General features: G+C 72.8%; 11 protein-coding genes and 1 tRNA gene. 8 read left to right on the top strand and 4 right to left on the bottom strand.

Translation table 11 applies throughout. The features are described from left to right. Window positions 1–25: 25 nt before the first annotated feature. From ACFO0B_RS30810 to ACFO0B_RS30790, 5 genes are read left to right on the top strand one after another with little or no spacing between them, the layout of a single operon-like run. On the top strand, window positions 26–4519 hold the full coding sequence (locus ACFO0B_RS30810; protein WP_378617055.1) for a non-ribosomal peptide synthetase: 4494 nt from the start codon (window positions 26–28) through the stop codon (window positions 4517–4519). Between the two features lies 1 nt (window position 4520). Continuing rightward, window positions 4521–5261 carry a thioesterase II family protein gene (locus tag ACFO0B_RS30805; protein WP_378617053.1) on the top strand — a complete coding sequence of 247 codons (741 nt, stop codon included), beginning with the start codon at window positions 4521–4523 and terminating at the stop codon, window positions 5259–5261. Further along, entirely contained in the window at window positions 5258–6565 is a 1308-nt protein-coding gene (locus ACFO0B_RS30800) for a beta-ketoacyl [acyl carrier protein] synthase domain-containing protein (RefSeq protein ID WP_378617051.1), read from the top strand. The genes ACFO0B_RS30805 and ACFO0B_RS30800 overlap by 4 nt, the downstream gene beginning before the upstream one ends. Continuing rightward, a complete protein-coding gene (gene nbtC / locus ACFO0B_RS30795) occupies window positions 6558–10982 on the top strand; it encodes a nocobactin polyketide synthase NbtC (protein ID WP_378617049.1) in 4425 nt (1474 codons plus the stop codon). Before ACFO0B_RS30800 ends, nbtC begins: the two co-directional genes overlap by 8 nt. 5 nt (window positions 10983–10987) lie before the next feature. Then, window positions 10988–14425, top strand: coding sequence for an amino acid adenylation domain-containing protein (locus ACFO0B_RS30790; RefSeq protein WP_378617047.1), 3438 nt, complete (start codon window positions 10988–10990; stop codon window positions 14423–14425). Between the two features lie 36 nt (window positions 14426–14461). Here the strand turns inward: ACFO0B_RS30790 and ACFO0B_RS30785 are convergent, their stop codons facing one another. Both ACFO0B_RS30785 and ACFO0B_RS30780 read right to left on the bottom strand, forming a co-directional pair. Further along, window positions 14462–15808 carry a SagB family peptide dehydrogenase gene (locus ACFO0B_RS30785; RefSeq protein WP_378617045.1) on the bottom strand — a complete coding sequence of 449 codons (1347 nt, stop codon included), beginning with the start codon at window positions 15806–15808 and terminating at the stop codon, window positions 14462–14464. 10 nt (window positions 15809–15818) lie between these two features. Beyond that, window positions 15819–16802 (bottom strand): ABC transporter substrate-binding protein, encoded by a 984-nt coding sequence (locus tag ACFO0B_RS30780; protein WP_378617043.1) that lies wholly within the window; start codon window positions 16800–16802, stop codon window positions 15819–15821. A gap of 194 nt (window positions 16803–16996) precedes the next feature. Here ACFO0B_RS30780 and ACFO0B_RS30775 point away from each other — a divergent pair, with 194 nt between their 5' ends. Then, window positions 16997–17332: a YnfA family protein gene (locus ACFO0B_RS30775; RefSeq protein WP_378617041.1), complete on the top strand. Its 336-nt coding sequence runs from the start codon at window positions 16997–16999 to the stop codon at window positions 17330–17332. 11 nt (window positions 17333–17343) lie between these two features. On the opposite strand, the gene ACFO0B_RS30770 is transcribed toward ACFO0B_RS30775, so the two are convergent. Beyond that, window positions 17344–17661: a DUF222 domain-containing protein gene (locus ACFO0B_RS30770; protein ID WP_378617039.1), complete on the bottom strand. Its 318-nt coding sequence runs from the start codon at window positions 17659–17661 to the stop codon at window positions 17344–17346. A 435-nt stretch (window positions 17662–18096) separates the two neighbouring features. Here ACFO0B_RS30770 and ACFO0B_RS30765 point away from each other — a divergent pair, with 435 nt between their 5' ends. After that, on the top strand, window positions 18097–18429 hold the full coding sequence (locus ACFO0B_RS30765) for a trypco2 family protein (RefSeq protein WP_378617037.1): 333 nt from the start codon (window positions 18097–18099) through the stop codon (window positions 18427–18429). Between the two features lie 20 nt (window positions 18430–18449). Beyond that, the gene (locus ACFO0B_RS30760; protein ID WP_378617035.1) at window positions 18450–22109 is read left to right on the top strand and encodes a tetratricopeptide repeat protein; all 3660 of its coding nucleotides are present in this window, start codon (window positions 18450–18452) and stop codon (window positions 22107–22109) included. Between the two features lie 102 nt (window positions 22110–22211). Here ACFO0B_RS30760 and ACFO0B_RS30755 read toward each other — a convergent pair. After that, window positions 22212–22293, bottom strand: a tRNA-Leu gene (locus ACFO0B_RS30755). Window positions 22294–22585 lie beyond the last annotated feature (292 nt).

Below are 22585 nucleotides of genomic sequence, written 5' to 3'. Positions count from 1 at the left end.
TCCAGGCGTTGAGGAGGAGAACCGGATGACCGAGGCCCCGGCCGAGATCGAGGACGTGCTGGCGCTGAGCCCGCTGCAGGAGGGGCTCTTCTCGCTGGCCCGGCTGGCGGGCGACGGCCCCGACGTCTACACGATCCCGTTCGTCGTCGACCTCGACGGCCCGCTGGACGCGGCGCTGCTGCGGCGCTGCCTGGTGGCGCTGCTGCGGCGGCACCCCAACCTGCGCGCGGTGTTCTGGGACCGCGATCTGCCCCGGCCGGTGCAGATCGTCCCGCGCGCGGTGGCGCTGCCCTGGACCGAGCGCGCCGCCCGCGACGAGGAGCTGGCCCGGATCGAGGCCGACGAGGTCGCGCGCCCGTTCGACCTGGGCAGCGGGCCGTCGCTGCGCGCCACCCTGGTGACGCTGCCGCCGGGCCGGGACGGCACGCCCCGGGCGCGGCTGATCCTCGCCGTGCACCACATCCTGCTGGACGGCTGGTCGCTCGGCGTGCTCTTCGGCGAACTGCGCGCGCTGTACGCGGCCGGGGGCGCTACGGACGCGCTGCCCGCCGCCCGGCCCTACCGCGACTACATCGGCTGGCTGGCCGCCAAGGACATGTCCGAGGCGCAGCGGTGGTGGCGCGCGAAGCTGGAACTGCTGAGCGGGCCGCTGATGGTCGCCGACGGTACCGCCGCGGGCGGTATCGCCGAGGTCACCCGCTTCGGGCTCGGCGCGGGCGACACCGAGCGGCTGCGCGGCTGGTCCCGCGGGCACGGGCTGACCGTGAACTCGGCGGTGCAGTTCGCCTGGACGCTGCTGCTGTCCCGGCTGACCGACCGCCGCGACGTCGTCTACGGCACCATCGTGACCGGGCGGCCGGAGAGCATCGCCGGGGTGGAACGCATGGTCGGGCTGTTCCTGAACACCATCCCGGTGGCCTTCGAGCTGGACCCGGCTGCCACGGCAGGGGCGGAGTGCCTGCGCCTGCAGCGGGAGTCGGCGGCCATGCGCGATGCCGGGTTCCTGAGCCTGTCGGCGGTACAGCGCGCGGCCGGGCACAGCGCGCTCTTCGACACGCTCTTCGTGTTCCAGAACGCGCCGATGACCGAGGTGCTCGGCGGCGGCGCGGCCGGCGGGGTCGGGTTCCGGCCGCAGATGGCCAAGAACCTCACGCACTACCCGCTCACCCTCGTCGCCTACCTGGATGGCGACGAACTCGCGGTCGTGGTCGAGGCCGACGCCGCGGCGATTCCCTTCCCGCCCGCGGACATCGGCGCCGCGCTGCTCGCGGTGCTGCGCAGGCTGCCGGAGGCGGCCGAGCTGCGCTGCGACGACCTGGACACCGCCGCCGAGCACACGTCCCGCGCCGCGGCGACGCCCGCGCTGCCGGAGCTGGAGCCGGAGGCCACGCTCTTCGCGCTGATCGAGCGGCAGGCCGCCGCCACCCCGGAGGCGATCGCGCTGAGCAGCGGCGACGGCGCGCTCACCTATCGCGAGCTGACCGCGCGGGCCAGGGGCCTCGCCGCCGAGCTGGTGGCGCGCGGCGTCGGCCCGGACGACGTTGTCGCGCTGTACCTGCCGCGCTCCGAGCGCGCGATCGTGGCGCTGCTCGCGGTGCTCGCCGCGGGCGCCGCCTACGTGCCGGTCGACGTCGCGTTGCCCGCCGCCCGGGTGCGCTCCATCCTGCGGCAATCGAATCCGGCGCTGATCGTGGTCGCGAGTGGCGAACTCGACCCGGCGCTCCCGCTCGACCCGGCCTCGCTGCTCGACCTCGACCACGTCGACCTGCCCGGTCGCGCCACGGCCGACCCGGTGGCCGCGGCGCCGCACCCCGCGAACCTGGCCTACCTCATCTTCACCTCCGGCTCGACCGGCGAGCCCAAGGGCGTGGCGGGTACGCACGCGGCGGTGGTCTCGTACTTCACCGACCACCGCGCCCGGGTCCTCCGCCCGGCCACCGGACGGCTCGGCCGCCGACTGCGGATCGCCCACGCCTGGTCAATGAGCTTCGACGCCTCCTGGCAGCCGCTGGCCGGGCTGCTCGACGGACACGCCGTGCACCTCGTCGACGAGGCCACCCTGCGCGACGCCACCCGCCTGGTGGCCGAGCTCCGCGAGCACGCCATCGACATGATCGACACCACGCCGTCCATGTTCCGGCAGCTGGCCGCCGCCGGCCTGCTGGAGCAACCGCCCGCGGTGCTCGCGCTCGGCGGCGAGGCCATCGATACCGAGCTGTGGGCCCGGCTGCGCGCGCTCCCCGGGGTCGCGGTGCACAACTGCTACGGCCCGACCGAGACCACGGTGGAGGCGGTGGTCGCCGACGTCACCACCGCCGGCCCTACGCCGACCATCGGCGCGCCCACCGCGGGAACGACCGCGCACGTGCTGGATTCGCGGCTGCGCCCGGCCGCGGCGGGCGCAGTGGGGGAGCTGTACCTGGCGGGCGCGCAGCTGGCCCGCGGCTACGCCGGGCGCCCGGGGACCACCGCGGAGCGGTTCGTCGCCGACCCCACCGGCACCGGCGCGCGGATGTACCGCACCGGCGACCTGGTGCGCGGGCTGCCCGGCGGTGCCATCGGCTACCTGGGACGGGCCGACGACCAGGTGAAGATCCGCGGCTACCGCATCGAGATCGGCGAGGTGGAGACCGCGCTGCGCACCGCGCCCGGCATCACCGCGGCGGCCGCGACCGTCGTGCGGCGCGGCGACGCGGTCACCCTTGTCGGGTTCGTGGTGTCCGACACTGAGCCGGACACCGTCGCGCTCCGCGCCGAGCTGGCCGAGCGGCTGCCCGCCTACATGATCCCGGCCCGGCTGCTCGCCCTGCCCGAGCTGCCGGTGACGAGCAACGGCAAACTCGACGTCCGCGCACTCGCCGAGCGCGCCGAGGCCGCGCTGGCCGGGAGCGGCGCGGCGGCCCCCGAGACCGAGACCGAACGCACCCTCGCCACCATGCTCACCGAGGTCTTCGACGGCCGCACCCCCGGCGTCGAGGAGGACTTCTTCGCCTTCGGCATGGACAGCATCGTCGCCATCTCCCTGGTGAACCGGGCGCGCAGGCACGGCCTCGCGCTCGATGTGCGCACGGTCCTGGCGGCGCCGTCGATCCGGGATCTGGCCGCCGCGCTCGACCAGGCAGCGGCGCAACCCGCACCCGACCCCGCGGAGCGCGGCTACGGCCCGGTGCCGCCGCTGCCGATCGTCCAGTGGCTGCACGGCCTCCCGGTCTCCCGCAGGCTCGCCCAGAGCCTGCTCACCCGGCTGCCCGCGGGGCTGACCCGCGCGGATCTGGCTGCGGTGCTGCAGGCGGTGCTCGACGGCCACGACACCCTGCGCGGTTACCTCGACCAGACTGCCGACGGACCTTTCCTGATCACCCGCGAGCCAGGCACCGTCGCCGCGGCCGACATCCTCACCGAGGCCGACGCCACCGCCGACGCCCCCGCCACGCTGGCCGCGCAGAGCGAAGCCGCGCTGGCGGCACTCGACCCGGCGGCGGGCGCGCTGGTGCGCGCGGTGTGGCTGCGCGGCGCACCCGGCGGCGACCTGCTGCTGCTCACCGTGCACCACCTCGCCATCGACGTGGTGTCCTGGGGCATCGTGCTCGCCGACCTGGCCGCCGCCTGGGAGCAGCTGGAGGCGGGCGCCGTCCCCGAGGCCGTCGCCGAGGCGACCAGCTACCGGCACTGGTCACGGCTGCTGTGGCAGCGCGCGGAGACCCCCGGGGTGCTGGCCCAGCGCGAGTACTGGGCCGGGCAGCTGCGCGGCCCCGACCCCACGTTCGGGCGCCGCCCGCTCGCCCCCGGCGACACCTGGGCGGCGCTGCGGCTCACCACCACGACCGTGCCCGCCACCACCACCGCGCGGCTGCTCGGCACCGCCGCCCGCGGCGACGGCCTGCGCGAACTGCTGCTCGCGGCGCTGGCGCTGACCGTGGTCTCCCGGCGGCGCGAGCGCGGGCAGCCCGCCGACGGCGGCACCCTGGTCGGGCTGGAGAGCCACGGCCGCGCCGACGCGGAGGTCGGCGCCGACACCTCGGGCACCGTCGGCTGGTTCTCCGCGCCCTACCCGGTGCGGCTCGGCGCGGGTGCCGCGATCGGGGTCGAGGAGGCCGAGCGCGACCCCGAGGCGGCACGCGCACTGCTCGACTCGGTGGTCGCGCAGCTGGCGGCGGTCCCCGCGCAGGGACTCGACTTCGGGCTGCTGCGGTCGGTGGCGCGGGTGCCCGAGCTCGCCGACGCCCCGTGGCCGCAGCTGGAGTTCAACTACCTGGGCCGCACCGACCTGCTCGGCGGCGGCGAGCGGGCCTGGGGTATGGTCACCGACCCCGCGCTCGCCGCCGCGCTGCCCACCGCGCCGGAGCCCGCGCTGCCGCTGCGCTACGCGCTCGGGCTGATCGCCGCGGTCGGCCCCGGCCCCGAGTTGACGCTCACCTGGCGCTGGAGCAGCGCACTCTTCACCGACACCGAGATCGATGATCTCGCAGCACTTCTGAGCCGCGCCGTGGCGGCTCTCTCCAGGAAGGCGGACCGATAGCATGCAGCACAACCAGGGGTGGATCAGGAAGTTCCACGAGGCGGACTCGCCGCACCGGCTGCCGCTGCTGATCTTCCCGCACGCCGGTGCCGGCGCCTCCGCCTACCGGGAGTTCTCCGCCGCGCTGGCCGCGCACTACGACGTCATCGTCTTCCAGTACCCGGGCCGCCAGGACCGCGCCGCGGAGCCCGCGCTCGGCTCGCTGCCGGACATCGCGGTCGGCGCCTACGGCGAATTCCGGATGTCGCCGTACAACCGGGACACCCCGATCGTCGTCTTCGGGCACAGCATGGGCGCCTTCGTCGCCTTCGAGTTCGCGCGGCTGGCCATCGCGGCGGGCGTCGACGTCAGGCAGCTCACCGTCTCGGCCGCGGTGGCGCCCTCGCGCGCGCAGTTCCGCGAGCCGACCCCCGAGGGCGACGAGGAGCTGCTCGACCACCTGGTCTCGCTGGAGGGCATCGACGCCGACGTGCTCGCCAGCCGGGAGATGATGCGGTTCTCGCTGCCCGCGATCAAGGCCGACCACCGCGCCTCCGAGGCCTACCGCTGCCCGGAGACGGTGCGGGTGGCGACCAGGGTGCACGCCATCGGCGGCGACCGCGACCCCATCGTCTCGATGGCCGACCTGCACGGCTGGAGCAGCCACAGCGACGACGTCGAGGTCACCCTGTTCGAGGGCGGGCACTTCTACCTGCAGCAGCACCTCGCCGCGGTCACCGAGCTGCTGGCGAAGCAGGCATGACCGCCGCCGACCCCGTCGTCATCGCCGGCTTCGCCGTCGAGGCGCCCGGCGGCATCGACACCCCGCGCGCCTACTGGTCGGCGCTGGAATCCTCGGCCGAGCTGATCGGCGCCTTTCCCCGGGATCGCGGCTGGCCGCTCGACGAGCTGCTCTCGGTCTCCGAGCTGGACGGCTGGGGCACCGTGCGGGACGCGGGCGGCTTCCTCACGGGCGCCGCGGATTTCGACCCGGCATTCTTCGGGATCGCCCAGCGCGAGGCCATCGCCACCGACCCGCAGCAGCGGCTCGCGCTGCGGGTGGCGTGGCGCGCGCTGGAGAACACCGGGCTCAACCCGGGCGCGCTGGCCGGTGCCGACGCGGGCTGCTTCATCGGCTGCTCGCCGATGGAGTACGGGCCGCCGGGCGCGCAGGTCAACGAGTACAGCGGGCTGCGGATCATCGGCCACGGGCTGCTCAGCGCCGCCGCGCGGATCTCGCACTGCCTCGGGTTGATCGGGCCGTCCATGACGGTGGACGCCGCCTGCGCCTCCTCGATCACCGCCCTGCACCTGGCGGCCGCCGCGGTCCGCGACGGTGACTGCGAGTGGGCGCTGGCGGGCGCCGTCTGCGTGATGGGCTCGCCGATCGCGTTCTACGAGTTCGCCAGGCACAACGCGCTCTCCGCCGACGGGCACTGCCGCTCGTACTCCGACGACGCCACCGGCACGCTGTGGGGCGAGGGAGCCGGGGTCGTCGTCGTCGAGCGCGAGTCGCGGGCGCGGGAGCTCGGGCACCGGATCCACGGCAGGCTGCTCGCCTCACACCACAACCACAACGGCGCGGGCAAGCCGATCCTGGTGCCGCGCACCGACGCCCAGGAGCGGCTGATCCGCAGCACCATCGCCAAGGCCGGGATCGACCCCGCCGACATCGGCATGATCGAGGGCCACGGCACCGCCACCCGCGCCGGCGACCCGGTCGAGCTGCGCGCGCTGCAGAACACCTACGGCGCGGCCGGCTCCGCCCCGCTGCTCGGCTCGGTGAAGTCGAACGCCGGCCACGCCCAGGCCGCGGCGGGGATGCTCGGCCTGGTCAAGTTGCTGCTGGCCGGGCAGCACGGCCGCATCCCGCCGACCCTGTTCGCCGACAACCCGACCACGAAGGTCGACTGGGAGCGGTCGAGTCTGCGCCTCGCAACGAAGGTCGAGCCGTGGGAGCCGAGGGGCGGCCAGCGCTACGGCGCGGTCTCCTCGTTCGGCGCGGGCGGCTCCAACGCGCACGCGATCCTCGCGATGCCGGTCAACGAGGAGAACGACGATGCCTAGCCATCGCCTGCCCGACGGGTCGATCCCGGTGCTGCTCTCCGCGGACAGCCCCGCGCTGCTGCGGGCCGAGGCCGCTGCCCTGCTCGGCTACCTCGCCGAGCACCCGGCCGTCGCGCCGGGGCGGGTGGCGGAGCAGTTGCTGCGCACCAGGGTCGCGCGCAGATATCGGGCGCTGCTCGCCGTCACCGACCGGGCCGGGCTGGTGACCGCGCTGGCCGCCGTGCGGGACGGGTCGCACCCCGCCGTGGAGCCCGCCACCGAGCGGACCGTCGCCTTCGTGCTGCCCGGCCAAGGTACCCAGCGGCGCGGCATGGGCCGGGTCTTCTACGCGGGGGTCGAGGCGTACCGGGCCGAGGCCGATCGCTGCGCCGCCCTGTTCGAGGAGCAGTTCGGCGCGTCCCCGCTGCCCTACCTGCTCGGCACCGGCGACGAGGCGGAGGAGTCCGCCGCCGTCGTGCAGCCCGCGCTCTTCACCCAGATGGTGGCGCTCGGCGCGCTCTGGCGGTCGTTCGGCGTGCGGCCCGCCGCCACCGTCGGGCACAGCCAGGGCGAGATCGCCGCCGCGTGTCTGTCGGGGGCGATGAGCCTGGCCGATGCCGTCGTCGTGGTCGGGACAAGGGCGCACGCCGTGGACAAGATCGCCTCCGATCGCTACGCCATGGCGGTGGTCGCCGCCGACCGCGAGGAGTGCGAGGATGTCATCGCCCGGCTGCCAGGCTGGGCCCAGGTCTCGGTGCGGAACGCGCCGCGCATGGTCGGGGTCTCGGGGGAGCGGCACACCGTGCGGGCGGTGGTCGAGGCGCTCGCCGAGCGCGGGCGCTTCGCCCGGGTCATCCAGGTCGGCTATCCGGCGCACACGGTGCTGCTCAACGAGTTCCGCGACCTGATCCACGACGCGGTGCACAGCCGGCTCGACAGCACCCGCTTCCTCGACTCGGAGATCCCCTGCATCGGCTCGACGCTCGGCGCCGCCGTGACCCCGGAACTGCCGGTCGACGAGTACTGGTTCTGGAACCTGCGCAACCCCGTGCGCTTCGACCGCGCGATCGGCACCGCCGTCGCCGGCGGCATCGACACCTTCGTCGAACTCGCCGAGCATCCCACGCTGCACCTCGCCATCGAGGAGAACCTGACCGAGCTGCCCGCCACCAGGACTCTCGGCACCTCGCTGCGCACCGCGACCGACCTGCGCGAGTTCACGCGCAACCTGGTCGAGCTCGCCGTCGCGGACCTCGGATTCTCCTGGGACGGTCTGCGCACCGGCGCCGAGACCCCGCCCGCGCCACCGCTGCTCGACTTCCCCAATGTCGCCATGAACGAGCTCACGCTGTGGTTGCCGCACGACACCTCCATCGGACGCGGGCACGTCGATCGCACCGATTCCCCCGCCGTCGGGCGTGGTCGGGCCGATCGAACCAGCGGGGCGCGAACCGCCGTGGCCACGGGGCCGGAACCGCAGCTGCTGGCGGAGAACTGGGTCCGTCTGAACCAGCGCTCGGTCACCGCGCCGCGGCGGCTCGGCATCGTCGACCACACCGGCGAGCAGGGCGCGTTCGCCACCGAGCTGGCCGAGTACGCGAGCAGGCAGGGGCTCGACGGACGACTGCTCGGCCCGGACACCCCCGCGGACGATATCGACACCGTCGTGGTGCTGCTCCCCACGCGCCCGGCACCGGACGCCGCGGCGGCAGTCCGCGAACTCGCCGATTTCCTCGGCGAGCGCAGCTGGTGGACCGCACCCGGCACAGCGATCACCGAGTACTGGCTGATCACCACCGGCGGCGAGGCGGTGCTGCCCGAGGACCCCCCGCCGCACCCGGTACACGCCGCCGCGAGCGCCGGATTCCGCTCCGCGAGCGCGGAGTACCCCGGCATCGCCTTCCGGCACCTCGACCTCGGCGCCGAGCACACCGCACCCGCCATCGTCACCGCCCTGCACACCGCGGCGGAGCCGGAACTGGCGCTGCGCGACGGCAACCTCTACGCCAAGCGCCTCACCGAGGCCGACCCGGCCGCGCTGCTCGCCGGTCCGATCCGCGCCGCCGATGTGCTCGTGACCGGCGGCACCGGCAGCCTCGGCCTCGAGTTCTGTGAGCACGCGGTGCGCTCCGGCGCGCGCCGCGTGACGCTGCTCAGCCGCTCCGGCGAAACCCCGGCGGTCACCGCGCGGCTGCGCCGGCTCCGCGCGCTCGGCCCCGCCGAGATCGAGGTCCTCGCCTGCGATATCGCCGACCCCGATGCCGTTGCCGCGCTCGGCGGTCGGCTCGCGGAGGTGGGGTTGCTGCTGCACGCCGCCGCCGACAATGCGGCGATCGGTGCGGGCGGACTCACCGACATCACCCCTGACCAGGTCGAACGGGCCATGCGCGGCCGGGTGGTCGGGCTCGAGGTGGTGCTGGAGCGGCTGGCGCCGGAGTGCGAGATCGTGCTCTGCTCCTCGCTCGCCGCCACCATCGGCGGTCGCGGCACCGTGCTGTACGCGGCCGCCAACCGCCTGGTGGACGCGCTCGCCAAGCGGTACCGCGCGCGCGGGCGGCGCTGCGTGGCCGTGCAGTGGGGTCAGTGGGCGGTGTTCCGCGGCAGCGGTGCCGCCGAGCTCGCCGGGCTCGCCGAGGTCGGCTACCTGCCGATGGCATCGGCCGACGCGCTCGCACTCGGCCTCGGCGGGTTGCGCGCCGACGCCGCGGTCGCCGCCTTCGACTGGGAGCGCGGTCGAAATGTCCTCGGCGCGTACGGATACGGGCCACTGCTCACCGACCTGGAGACCCCCGGCGCGTCCACCCGACGCGCACACGCCACTTCGCCCGCGCATGTCGCGCACCCCGCGCAAATCGCCGAGCGCGTGCCCGGTGCCGAGCCCGGGCGAACCGAGCCTACGGGTGACGTGGCCGCGCAAGTCGCCGGGCTGCTGGCCGGCATCATCGGCGCCGATGATGCCGCCGCCATCGACGGCACCCGCCCCCTGGTCGCCATCGGTCTCGACTCGCTGCAGGCGCTCGCGCTGCGCAGGCAGGTCGCGAGCACGTTCAACGCAGACATACCGGTGTCGGAGCTCATCGGCGGAGCATCGCTGAACGACGTCGTCCGGCTCATCGGCATACCCGCAGCCACCCCGGCTCCGGTCCCAGCGGCGGGGGCCAACGCTTCGGTCTCAGCAGGACCGCCCGGCCCCTCGGTTTCGCCGACGCCGTCACACGCCCCGGCACCACCGCACGCACCGACCCCGGTGGCCTCGGCAGCGCCGCCCCCTCATGCCGACCCGGAAACCGCGGAACTCACCCCCGCCGCCCGGCTCACCCGGGCGAAAGCGGCGGCCCAGCGCGCGATCCCGGCCGACTTCGACGAGAACACCTTCCACTCCGCCCGCCGCGACATGGACCTGTTCGGCCTCCGCGCCATGCTCACCACCCTCCGCCCCCACCTGTCGCCCACCGAGCCCCGCACCACCGACGAACTCGCCGACCGCCTCCACTTCGCCCCGAGGCACCGCTGGCTACTCCGCCAATGGCTCCAAGCCCTCACCACCGACGGCTGCCTCACCGGCGATCAGCCCACCGGCTACCGCTACGTCCGCGAGGTCGCACCCCCGCAACGCCCCGACCTGGTACAGGTCTGCGCCGACCTCGGCTACCCCCGGCCGCTGGCCGAGTTCCTCCAGTCCTCCGACGACCACCTGACCGAACTCGTCCAGGACACCATGCGCCTCCAGGAGCTGCTCTTCCCGAACGGCGACATGACCACCGCCGAAGCCGCCTACCGCGACAACCTGAGCAGCAGATACCTGAACCTCGCCGCGGGCCGCGCGGTCGCCGACCTGGTCACCGGCAGCACCCGCCGCCAGACCCCGGCCCGCATCCTCGAACTCGGCGCAGGCATCGGCGGCACCACCGACGACGTCGCCGCGGCCCTGGACGGCCTCCCGGTCGAATACCACTTCACCGACGTCTCCGACTTCTTCCTGACCGCCGCCGAGCACCGCTTCGCCCGCTACCCGTGGATGCGATACGCCCTGGTCGACATGAATCGCGACCTCGGCACCCTCGCCCCCGCCGACATCGTGATCGCCGCCAACGTCCTGCACAACGCGCACGACATCGGCGCCACCCTGCGGCAACTGCACGACCTGCTGCGACCCGGGGGCGCGCTGGTCGTGATCGAGACCTGCCACGCGCACTGCGAACAACTCACCTCGGTGCACCTGCTCATGTCTCCCCAGCCCGGCCAACCGCACGCCGGCCTGACCGACGTGCGCGCGGGCACCGACCGTATCTTCCTCACCGAGGACGAGTGGCGTGCCGAACTCCGCGCCGCCCGCCTCACCCCCGACCTGGTCCTGCCCCGGCCCGACCACCCGATAGCCGCCCTCGACCAGCGCGTCTTCATCGCCATCCGCGACATCGAACCGGGCAGGAAGTGAGCACCGTGGACAGCACCGGAACCCCCGCGGCCATCGACCGGACCGAGATCACCGCCGCCGTCGCGGCCGCCCTCGCCGTCGAACCGGACGCGATCGACGCCGACGCCGATCTGATCGAACTCGGCCTCGACTCCATCCGCATCATGAAACTGGCAGGCAGCTGGCGCAAGCGCGGCGCCGCGATCAACTTCGCCCAGCTCGCCGCCGCCCCCACCGTGGCGGCCTGGCAGGAGCTGCTCGGCGTCCACGAGCCGGAGCCCCCGGCGCCGACCCCGCCCGACCCCGGCGCCGACGACGAGCCTTTCCCGCTCGCGACCATGCAGCACGCCTACTGGATCGGCCGCGCCGACGAGCAGGAGCTGGGCGGCGTCGCCGCGCACCTCTACGTCGAATTCGACGGCGGCCCGATCGATCCCGCCCGCCTGGAACGGGCGGTGGCCGACCTGGTCGCCGCGCACCCCATGCTGCGCACCCGGGTGCTCCCCGACGGCACCCAGCAGACGCTGCCCGCCCCCGGCCGCCCGGTCTGCACCGTCATCGACCTCCGCGACCACCGGGAGCCCGAAGCCGAGCTGAACCGGCTGCGCGACAGCAAGACCCACCAGCGCCTCGCCATCGAGGACGGCCAGGTACTCGACGTCACCCTCACCCTGCGCCCCGGCGACCGCTGCCGGCTGCACCTCGACGTCGACATGATCGCGGGCGACGCCATGAGCTACCGCGTCCTCGTCGCCGAACTCGCCGAGCTCTACCACGGCGCCACCATCACCGCCCCCGGTTACACCTACCGCCGCTACCGCACCGAGCAGCGCGCGGACGAGGCGATAGGGGAGCGCGACCGCCGGTGGTGGCAACGACGGCTACCCGAGCTCCCCGGCGCCCCCGAACTGCCGACGGTCCCGGTGGGCGAGCGCACCGCACCGCACCGCACCGTCCGCTACGACCACTGGCTCGCCCCCGAGGCCAAGCAGCGGCTGCTCGCCGCCGCACACGAGCGCGGCATCACCCCGGCCATGGCGCTGGCCGCGGTCTTCGCCGACACCATCGGCGGCTGGTCCGCGCGGAGCCGCTTCCTGCTCAATGTGCCGCTCTTCCACCGCGAGCCGGTGCACCCCGAGATCGACCGGGTGATCGGCGATTTCACCTCCTCGATCATGCTCGACGTGGACGTCACCGCGGAGCTGACGGTGACCGAGCGGGCGCGGGCCCTGCAGCGCGCCGTGCACGAGAGCGGCGCGCACGCCGGTTGGTCCGGGCTGGAGGTGCTGCGCGACCTGGGCAGGCAGCGCGGCGAACCGGTGCTGGCCCCGATCGTCTACACCAGCGCCCTCAACCTCGGCGAGCTGTTCGCGGAGCGGGTCACCGAGACCTTCGGCGACCCGGTCTGGATCATCTCGCAGGGCCCGCAGGTGCTGCTGGACGCGCAGGTCACCGAGGTGCGCGGGGGGCTGCTGCTGAACTGGGACGTGCGCGAGTCCGCCTTCCCGGCCGGCCTGGTCGACGCCATGTTCGCGCACTACACCGCCGCCGTCGCCCGGCTCGGCGCCGGCGCCGACGGCTGGGTGGCCGGCGCCGCCCCCGCGCTCCCGGCCGCGCAGGCCGCGGTGCGGGCCGCCGTGAACGCCACCGACGGCCCGGTCAGCGGCCGCCGCCTGCACCAGGGCTTCTTCGAGCACGCCACCGCGACCCCCGCCGCACCCGCGGTGCTCGGCGAGCCGGGCTGGAGCTACGGCGAGCTCGCGAAGGCCGCGCTGGCCGTGGCGGGCGCGCTCACCGCCGCCGGCGTGCGCCCCGGCGACGCCGTCGCGGTCCAGCTACCGAAGGGGCCGGATCAGATCCTCGCCGTGCTCGGCGTGCTCGCGGCGGGCGCCGCGTACGTGCCCATCGGGTTCGACCAGCCCGCTGCCCGGCGCGCCGAGATCCTCCGCACCGGCGACGTCGCCGTCGCGCTCACCGTGCCGGGCGCCGACCTCGGCCCCGATGTCACGACCGTGGCCGTCGACGAGGCCCGCGGCTGGGCAGACCCGCTGGCGCAGCCGGTGTACCCGGACCCCGAGGCCATCGCCTACGTCATCTTCACCTCCGGCTCGACCGGGAAACCCAAGGGCGTCGAGGTGCCGCACCGCGGCGCCATGAACACCATCGACGCGGTGAACGAGCACTTCGGCGTCGGCCCCGCCGATCGGGTGCTCGCGCTCTCGGCGCTGGAGTTCGACGCCTCGGTCTACGACATCTTCGGCATGTTCGCGGCGGGCGGCGCGATCGTCGCGGTCGACGCCGAGCAGCGCGCCGAGGCCACCACCTGGGTGCGGCTGCTGCGCGAGCACCGGGTCACCATCCTGAACTGCGTGCCGAGCATGCTCGACATGATCCTGGAGATCGGCGGCGACCGGCTCGGCGACGCGCTGCGCGCGGTGACGCTCGGCGGCGACTGGGTCGGCGCCGACCTGGCCCGCAGGCTCGCGAAGCAGGTGCCCGGCTGCCGGTTCGCCGGTCTCGGCGGCGCGACCGAGACCTCGATCCACAACACCATCTGCGAGGTGCGCGGCGAACCGCCCGCGCACTGGGCGACGGTGCCGTTCGGGGTGCCGCTGCGCAATGTCCGCTGCCGCGTGGTCTCGCAGGCCGGGCGGGACTGCCCCGACTGGGTCCCCGGCGAGTTCTGGGTCGGCGGCGCGAATGTGGCGGCCGGCTACCGCAACGATCCGGAGCGCACCGCCGAGCGCTTCGTCGAGCACGACGGGCTGCGCTGGTACCGCACCGGCGACCTGGCTCGGTACTGGCCGGACGGCACCATCGAATTCCTCGGCCGCGCCGACCACCAGGTGCAGCTCCGCGGCTACCGGGTCGAGCTCGGCGAGGTGGAGAGCGCGCTGCGCACCGTGCCCGGGGTGCGGCACGCGGTCGCCGCCGTCATCGGCCCGAAGCTGGTGGCCGCCGTCTCCGGAGCCGATATCGGCGATCCCACCGCCGCGCTCGCCGAGCTGCTGCCCGGCTACATGATCCCGGCCCGGATCGAGCACCTGGCGCAGATGCCGCTCACCGACAACGGCAAGCTCGACCGCCGCGCCGTACTCGCACTGCTCGAACCCGCGGCGGGCGCGGCCGAGCACGTCGCGCCGCGCGACGACCTGGAGGCCGCGCTCGCCGACATCGCGCGCGGCGTCCTCGGCTCCGCCCCCATCGGCGTGCAGGACGACTTCTTCGGTCTCGGCGGCGATTCCGTGCTCGCGACCACCTTCGTCGCCCGGGTCAGGGAGTGGCTGGAGACCGACCACGCCCTGGTCTCCGACGTCTTCGCCACCCGCACCGTCGCCGCGCTCGCCGCCCGGCTCACCGCGCGCGAGGCCGAGCGCGGCACCCCCGGCCGGCTGCCGGTGGTCGCCCGGCTCTACCTCGAGGTGGCGGCCATGACCGACGAGGAGGTCATGGCCTCGGGCTAGCCGCGCCGCGATCCCGGGCGTGCTCGGCGCCCGGGATCAGCCGGGCAGCGGCGTCCCGACGATGATGCTGCCGACGCTGCACTCCTCGAGTTCGTCAACGCCCGCTGCGCTGACGAACGCGGCGGTGTCGCCGAACCCCTGCGCGCAGGCGCCGAGCCCCATGGCCGTCGCGGCCAGGTACACGGTCTGCATGAGCACCCCGACGTGCTTGAGGATCACCGCGTAGGAGACCTGCTCGTAGGTCCACATGACCCGCCCGGTGCGGGCCCCGATGACCAGCAGCACCTGCGGCTCCGCGCCGTCGGCGAGCGTCGCCGAGGTGGACTTCACCAGCGTCGACACCGCCGGGCTCGCCGCATCGGCGACCGGCCGCAGCGCGTGCTCGTGCGCGTCGTAGTGGTACATGCCCGGCGCCAGCCCCACCACATCGCGCACCACCGGATACAGCTCCAGCTCGTACACGCTGCCCCCGCTCGGATACGGCTTGGAGACCAGCTCCTCACCGGGCACCTCGGACCGCACCCCCCGGCTCCGCGCGGTGCGGAAGAGCAGCTCGGCGAGTTGCGCGAGCGTGATCGGCGCGGCGTCGTCGAAGGCGCGGGTGGAGACCCGGTCCTCCAGCACGGCGGTGAGCGTGGGGTCGGTGGCGCGCAGGGCGTCCAGGTCGGGGCGCGGCAGCGCGATCGGCTCCGCCGGGTAGCCCGGCTTGCGCGCGGGCGGCTGCGGGAACTGCCCCTTCGCCCACTTCGTCGGGCCGAAGTGCTCCCAGGTCACGACGCGTTCGCCGAGCGTGCTGCGGCGGTGGAACCACAGGTCCGGCGCGCTCCAGCTGCGGCTGGTGAACTCCTGCGCCTCGGCGGCGGGGTCGGCCAGGAAACCGCCGCGGCGCAGATCGGCCCGGAAGCGGTCCGCCGCGGGCAACCCCGAGCCGGACGGCTCCAGCAGCGCAAGGAACCGCGGATCGTGGATCCGGATGTCGCACCAGGACAGCGGGTGTTCCAGCACGAACCCGTCCGCGTCGCGATGCAGCACCGCGAACTTGGAGAGGGCGGCGGCCGGCGGCAGCGGCGCGGGCTCGCCCTGCGGCGGAATGCCGAACGGCAGCACCGTGTACAGGTCGCGCCCCTCCGCGCGCACCGTGACCGCCAGCCAGCCCGCCCCGGCGAGCCGGTCCAGCAGCGGGGTGACGTCCTCGCCCGCGGCCGTCGCGAGCTCGGCGACCGTGGCCGGCCCGCGATTGAGCGTCTTCAGCGCGAGCAGCTGCCCCCGGGGCAACCCGCTGAGCTTCTGCTTCCGCGGCGGGTTCAGCAGCACCGCCCCCGCGGGCGTGACCACACAGGTGGCACCGGCTCGGAGTGCGAGCCGCGTCTCACCGGACGACATCAGCGCGTCCCTACCGGCTGCCCACCGCGACCAGGGCCGGGTTCAGCTTGTCCAGGATGAACGGCACCGAGAGCACGGTCGGCTGGTTGACGGCGGTGATCTCCATCGTGTTCAGGAAGACCGTCGCGTTGTTCTGCACCGCGGGCAGCGCGCCGTAGCCGGGCAGCTGGCGGAACTTCTCGTCGTAGCCGGGGGAGTACCCCGCCAGCAGCAGGTCCGCGGTGATCTCGTCGACGCGCTCGGTGGAGAGCGCCAGCCTGCCGCCGGTGGCGGGCTGGTCGGTCAGGTTCTTCGGGATGGTGAGGCCGAGCGCCGTGAACACCTGCCCCGACCCGTCCGACGCGTCGGTGAGCACCATCAGCTGGGTGGGGGTGCCGAGCCAGGTGCTGGCGTAGGTCTTGCCCTTCAGCCCCGGATTGGCCGCCACGATGCCGTCGATCTTGTCCTGCACCCCGCCGATGATCGCCGCGGCGTCACCCTCCCGGCGCAGCACCCTGCCGAGCGCCGTCACCTGGTCCTGCCACACCGCCGCGGAGTTCTTCGACAGCCCCGGAATGGTCGGCGCGATCTTGGACAGGCTGTCGTAGGTCGCCTGGTCGGCGATGAACGGATCGGCCAGGATCAGATCCGGCTCCAGCGCCGCCACCTGCTCGGCGATCCCCGCCATGCTCGCGATGGACTTCGCCGAGCCGAGCTTGTCCGGCTGCCACGGCGGCGTGGTGCGCGAGGCGATCGCCACATTGTCGACATACCCGACCGGCACCACGTCGAAGGCCAGCGTGGTGTCCAGCCACTGATTCCCGAGCGCCACGACCTTGGCGGGCGTCCCGTCCACGGTGGTCTCGCCGAGGGCGTGCGTGACGGTGACCGAGCCGGCACCGCCGCCGCCGGAACCGGAGTCCGATCCGCAGCCGGCGATGCCGAGCGCGAGCACGCCCGCCACGGCGGCGATCACCGCGCGCCTGGCGGCCCGCGGGGTCCGGACAGCGTGCATCGTCGTCTCCTTCATCGGGGCCAACCCCTCGGTCCGGTGCCGAAAGTCGCTCCGGCGCAATTGAGCCAAGGCTAACCTAGCTCAGGGCTCGAGGGTGGGAGTCCGCGAGTTCCGTCACCGCGGTCGCCCGCGCGGCCCCGTCTATCCGCACCGGCAAGACCACGGTGGGCCGTACCGCGATACCGTCGCCTCCCGTGACGGTGCTGCGCTCGATCCTGCTGTTCGCCCTGGCCGCCCTCGCCGAGATCGGCGGCGCCTGGCTGGTCTGGCAGGGCGTCCGCGAGCACCGCGGCCGGCTCTGGATCGGCGCCGGAGTGATCGCGCTCGGCGCCTACGGCTTCGTCGCCACCCTGCAACCCGACGCGAACTTCGGCCGCATCCTGGCCGCGTACGGCGGAGTGTTCGTCGCGGGCTCGCTCCTGTGGGCCATGGCCCTGGACGGCTTCCGCCCCGACCGCTACGACGTCACCGGCGCCCTGCTCTGCCTCGCAGGCGTCGCGGTCATCATGTACGCCCCCCGCCCCACCTGACCCCCGCCTTCTCAGCTGGCCGCCGCCAGCACCTTCCACACCTTCCGCGCCCGTGGCCGCCCCTGCGGAATGGCGAACTCGATCCGCCTGCGCGCCTCCTGCACGCTGATCCGGAGCAGATCGGTCAGCAACTCGGCGGTATCCCGATACCCGGTGTCGACGGCGAGCCCCCGCCGCTCGGCCTCGGCGACGGCCGCGCGCATAGCGGCGTCCAGCCGCCGCCTGCGGCGTTCGGTCTCGACGAGGGTGCGGAGCAGGTCGGCATCGGCCAGGTCCGGCCAGCCGGGTGCGGGGGCGTAGTGCGCCGGAGCGGTCGAATGAGTGGTCACCGGGGGAGCGTACCGCAGAATAGAACATATGTTCGATAACCGACTCGCAACGAAATCGGCGAAGGTATCACTGCGCGGCATCGCGTACATGAACGAACCGTGCCTCGAGCAACCGGGCTTCTATCCGGCGGCGGACGCTGCCCGCCCGCGGGATGAAGCTTCGGCGACGCTGATCGCGGACACCACCCAGCTGTCCGGGTTCTGGCTCGGGTGGCTCGAGGTCGGCGCGTTGCGGTGGGCCCCGCGAACGGGATCGCCGGCGAGAGCCGGTCTCCAACCCGTGATGGTCCGGTGTGGCGCGGGTGTCGGAGGTTGGTTCCGCCGGTGCGGACGGCCGAGTGTCGGTAGTTCGAACGATGTTGCGGGACGGAAGTTTCCGTTACGGTCGCCGGGCCGGTGCATGCGTGGGCCGGGTTCGGTGGCGGGAGGGTGATCGTGGAGATCGAGCTGAGTGATGCGGTCGCGGTGTTGCGAGACGAGTTGCTGGCGGCGGCGGCCAGGGGCAGTAGCTCGGGGTTGCCGTTCGCGGTAGGGCCGATCGAGCTGTCGTTCGAGGTCGAGTTGCGGCGGGATGCGAAGGCCAAGGCCGGCTTCAAGGCATGGGTGGTGACCGGCGATGTCGAGGCAGGCGCCGCACATACTCGGAAGCAGCGGGTCACGCTGACCCTGACTCCGCAGGCGCCCGGCGGCGGGGATGTGCTGGTCGGCAGCGACCGCGCCGTCGACGAGGACGGTCAAGGGGATCTGTCCCAGCGTATCGCCCCGTAGAGTTCGGAAGGGGCGGGGCCGTGCAGGCTGAGCGGGTGCTCCGGGTCACCGGGGTGGTGGCGGGATCGGGATATCTGATCGCGCCACGGCTGGTGCTGACCTCGGCGCACGTCGTCGGTGCCAGCGAGACGAATGCCGCGGTATCCCGGCCGGGAATCGCAGGCCGTTTCACCGGCACGGTGGTGTGGCGGGGTACCCCGGGTGGACGCGACGACGCTGCGCTGGTCCTGCTGGACGATCCGGCCTGGAAGCCGGAGCAGACGCGACCGGTGGCGTGGGGCAGGCTCGTCACCGATCGGCCCGGCACGAAGTGCCAGACGTGGGGATTGCCGGACTTCGCCCAGCGCAACGGTTCCGCGGCGGAGACCGCACAGCACACCGGGCGGATCAATCCGGGCAGCGGCACCGTGCACAACCGCTACGTGGTCGAACTCGACGATCACCCGCCCGCCGCCCTGGGTGGCTCGCCGTGGAAGGGGATCTCCGGGGCCGGTGTGTTCTGCGGTAGGTTGCTGACCGGGGTTATCGCCGCCGATCCCGCGCACCGTTCGCACGCGGCGCTGTCGGCGGTGCCCGCCTACGTGCTGCTGGCCCGGCCCGAGTTCCGGGCGGCGGTGGAGCAACACGCCGGGTCCTCGGGGTTGCGGTGGGAGCCGGTCGAGCTGGGCGGGTTGATGGATCAGCAGTCCCCGCTGCGGTATTCGGCTCCGCTAGGGTCACCGTCGAGCCTGCTGCAGGCGCGGCGTGCGGTGGTGCCGTTCCGGTCCGGTCGCGAGCAACTTCTGGCCGAACTGCAGGCGTGGACGGCCGAGCCCGGGGTGGGAGTGTGGCTGCTGCACGGTCCCGGCGGTCAGGGCAAGACCCGGCTGGCGCACTACTTCGGCGAACGGCTCGCCACCGAACGATGGTCGGTGCTGTGGCTCGACCCCGCTCAGCTGGACGGCGAGAAGTTGCAGGTGCTCGGCGAGGTGAAGACCCCGCTCCTGGTCATCCTCGACTACGCCGAGTCCCGCCCCGGCCAGATCGAAGCGCTGTTCGAAGCCGTCGCCTCCGCGACTGCGGACAGGCAGGTGAAGATGCTGCTGCTCGCTCGCACGGTCGGTGACTGGTGGACCAGCATCGCCGCGGAGAGTGTCAGCGCCGAGGACATCACCGAACGGGTCCACACCACCAGGTTGGCCCCCCTGGATTCGACGCGCGCGGAACGCGAAGCCACCTTCGAGGCGGCGGTCACGGCCTTCGCCGGTACCCTGCCCTTCCTTCCGGAGACCGACGCCCACGACTGGGAACGGGTCGCCGCCGGGGTGCTGGAATCCTCGCGGCGGGATCTCGGGAAGGGGACCACTGTGCTCGGCGTCCAGATGCAGGCCCTGGCCGACCTGCTCGACACCGCGGCCGACCTCGACTCCACCGGCGTGGGTCACAGCCCGGAGGATCGCGTTCTGCTGCACGAGCGCCGCTACTGGAAGAAGACCATGGGGACCGCCGGACTGACCGAACTCGGTATGCCGGTGCTCGAAGACACCGTTGCTGCCACCGTCGTGCTCGGCCCGGCCACCGACCGCAACCTCGATCTCGTAATCGCGCGCATACCGGATCTCGCCGACCAACCCGCGATCACGCGGAGAAAGGTGCGCGCTTGGTTGATGAGCCTCTACCCCGGTCAGGTCGCGACTGCTTTCGGCGGCCTCGCGCCGGACCGGCTCGCCGAGTACCTCGTCGGCCAGCGCATCCTCGACCCGGCCCGTCCCAGCATTATCGAGGCCTTCGCCACCAGCATCAGAGATCCCACCCGGGCCGAGTACTTCCTGACCGTGTGCACCCGCGCGGCCGGCCACCCCACGCTCACCGCGATCGGCGAGCACCTCATTCGGTGGTGCGACCGGAACCGCGCCAACCTCCTGCCCGCAGCGGTCGCTATCGCCACCCGCGTGGAGAGTCCCCAACCACTCCTCACCGCGATCGAACGCGCGGTACCCGTCGTCGACATGAAGACCCTCCAGTACCTCTACGGTCGCATTCCCCAGCACACGCAGGCTCTCGCCCCTACTGCCATCGCACTGCTGCAGCCCCTTGTAGACCGGCTGCGCGCGACCACCGATGCGGACACGTCAACGCTCGCTTGGGCTCTGAGCCATCTCACGTACCGACTGGGCAGACTCGGCCGCCGGGAAGACAGCCTTGCCGCAGCCCAGGAAACCGTTCAACTCTGCCGGGCGCTGGCCGAACAGCGACCCAGCACCTTTCTGCCCACCCTGGCCACGAGTCTGGACAGCCTCGCGAGCAGTCTGGACGACCTCGGCCGCCGAGAAGATGTCCTGGTCGTCGCCGAGGAAGCCGTCCGCATCCGACGAGCGCTGGCTGATCAACGCCCCGACGCCTTCTTGTCCGACCTCGCCAAGAGTCTGAACAACCTTGCTATGTACTTGGGCGATCTCGGCCGCCGAGAGGACGGATTGGCCGCCGCCGAGGAAGCCGTCCAGATCTACCGCAAGGTGGCCGAGCGGCGCCCCGACGCATCGCGACCTACGCTCGCATTGTGCCTGAACAACCTCGCGAATCGGCTCGGCAGCCTGGGACGTCATGGAGACGCCTTGGCCGCCGCCGAGGAAGCCGACCGGCACTACCGAATGCTGGCTGAACAAAACCCCGACGCCTTCTTGCCGGATTTCGCCATGAGCTCCAGCAACCTCGGAAGGCGGCTGGGCAATCTCGGCCGCCGCGAGGAGGGCTTGGCTGCGGTCGAGGAAGGCGTTCGGCTCTATCGAGTGCTGGCCGACCAGCGCCCCGATGCTTTTCTGCCCAAACTTTCTACCGCCCTGCTCTTCCTCTCGGACCGGTTGAGCGATCTCGGCCGCCGCGAGGAGGGCTTGGCTGCTGCCGAGGAAGCCATCCGAATCGACCGAGTTCTGGCTGAGCAGTACCCCGATGCCTTCGAGTCCGAGCTCGCCAAGAGCCTGGACACCCTCATACATCGGCTGGCCGATCTCGATCGCCACGAAGACAGCCTCGCCGCGCGCCAGGAAATCACCCTGATCTACCGGAAACTGGCCGAACACCGCCCCCACCTCTTCCTGCCCGATCTCGCGTCGAGCTTGCACAACCTCGCCGTACGCTTCAGATTCCTCGACCGCCGCCAAGACGCCCTGGCCGCCGCCGAAGAAGCGGTCCGTGTTCAGCGGGTGCTGGCCGACGAACGCGCCGGCCTCTTCCTGCCTGCCCTCGCGGCCTGCCTGGAGAGCCTCGCCCGAGACCTCGACGCCATCGAACGCCACGAGGACGGCGTGGCTGCCATCGAGGAAGCCGCACAGCTCTACCAGAGGCTGGCCGAACAACACGCCGACACTTACCAGCCGCTGCTGGCAGACACCCTGAGCGACCTCGCGATCCGACTGCGCAACCTCGGCCGCCGAAACGAAGCCCTCACCACCGAGGAGAAGGCCGCCAAGCTCTACTGGAAACTCGACAAGAAGAGCCTCGACACCTACCTGCCCAGTTTCGCCGCGAGCATGAGAAACCTCGCCGTGGACCTGGACGCTCTCGGCCGCCGTCAGGACGGCCGATTCGCTGCGGCAGAAGCTGTCCGGCACTACGAAAAGCTTGCCGAGCGGGACCCCCGCACGTACCAGTCCCTGCTGACGCGAGCTCAACAATTGGCAGCCCACCTCGCCGAAGAGTGAGCGTCGCCGAGCGAGGGAACGACAGTGGCTGTCACCGCCGCTACGGGCCGCAACACCAGCTACGCGACGAGTCGTCCGAACAGCAGAGCTGTCAAACATATGTGCGCGAGAGGGGACTTGAACCCCTACGTCCTAAGACACCAGAACCTAAATCTGGCGCGTCTGCCAATTCCGCCACTCGCGCGTGCTGGTACGGCCGTCCAAACTCTACCGGCCGGAAGCCTTTGAGCGAAGCGCCGCGCGGAGTGTCTCTACTCACGAGTAACCCGACCTGGGATTATAACGATGCGGTAACGGTCAATGTGAGGGGCACTCATGTTTCCGGAGGGTGTCCATGGACCTCACCAGCGGGATCGAATGTGAGGGAGGGTCATGTTCCCTTCCATTCTGGTACAGGAGTACGAGAAAACTCGGGAGTAGCCGCCGCGCCGAGACAGGAACGTGAGGTTTTCCTCATGATTCTCTGGCATCCTCGC

The organism is Nocardia jiangsuensis, assembly GCF_042650385.1.
Lineage (GTDB): Bacteria > Actinomycetota > Actinomycetes > Mycobacteriales > Mycobacteriaceae > Nocardia > Nocardia jiangsuensis.
Note: the sequence above shows the minus strand (reverse complement) of the source record. Positions and strands in the feature narration are given on the sequence as shown.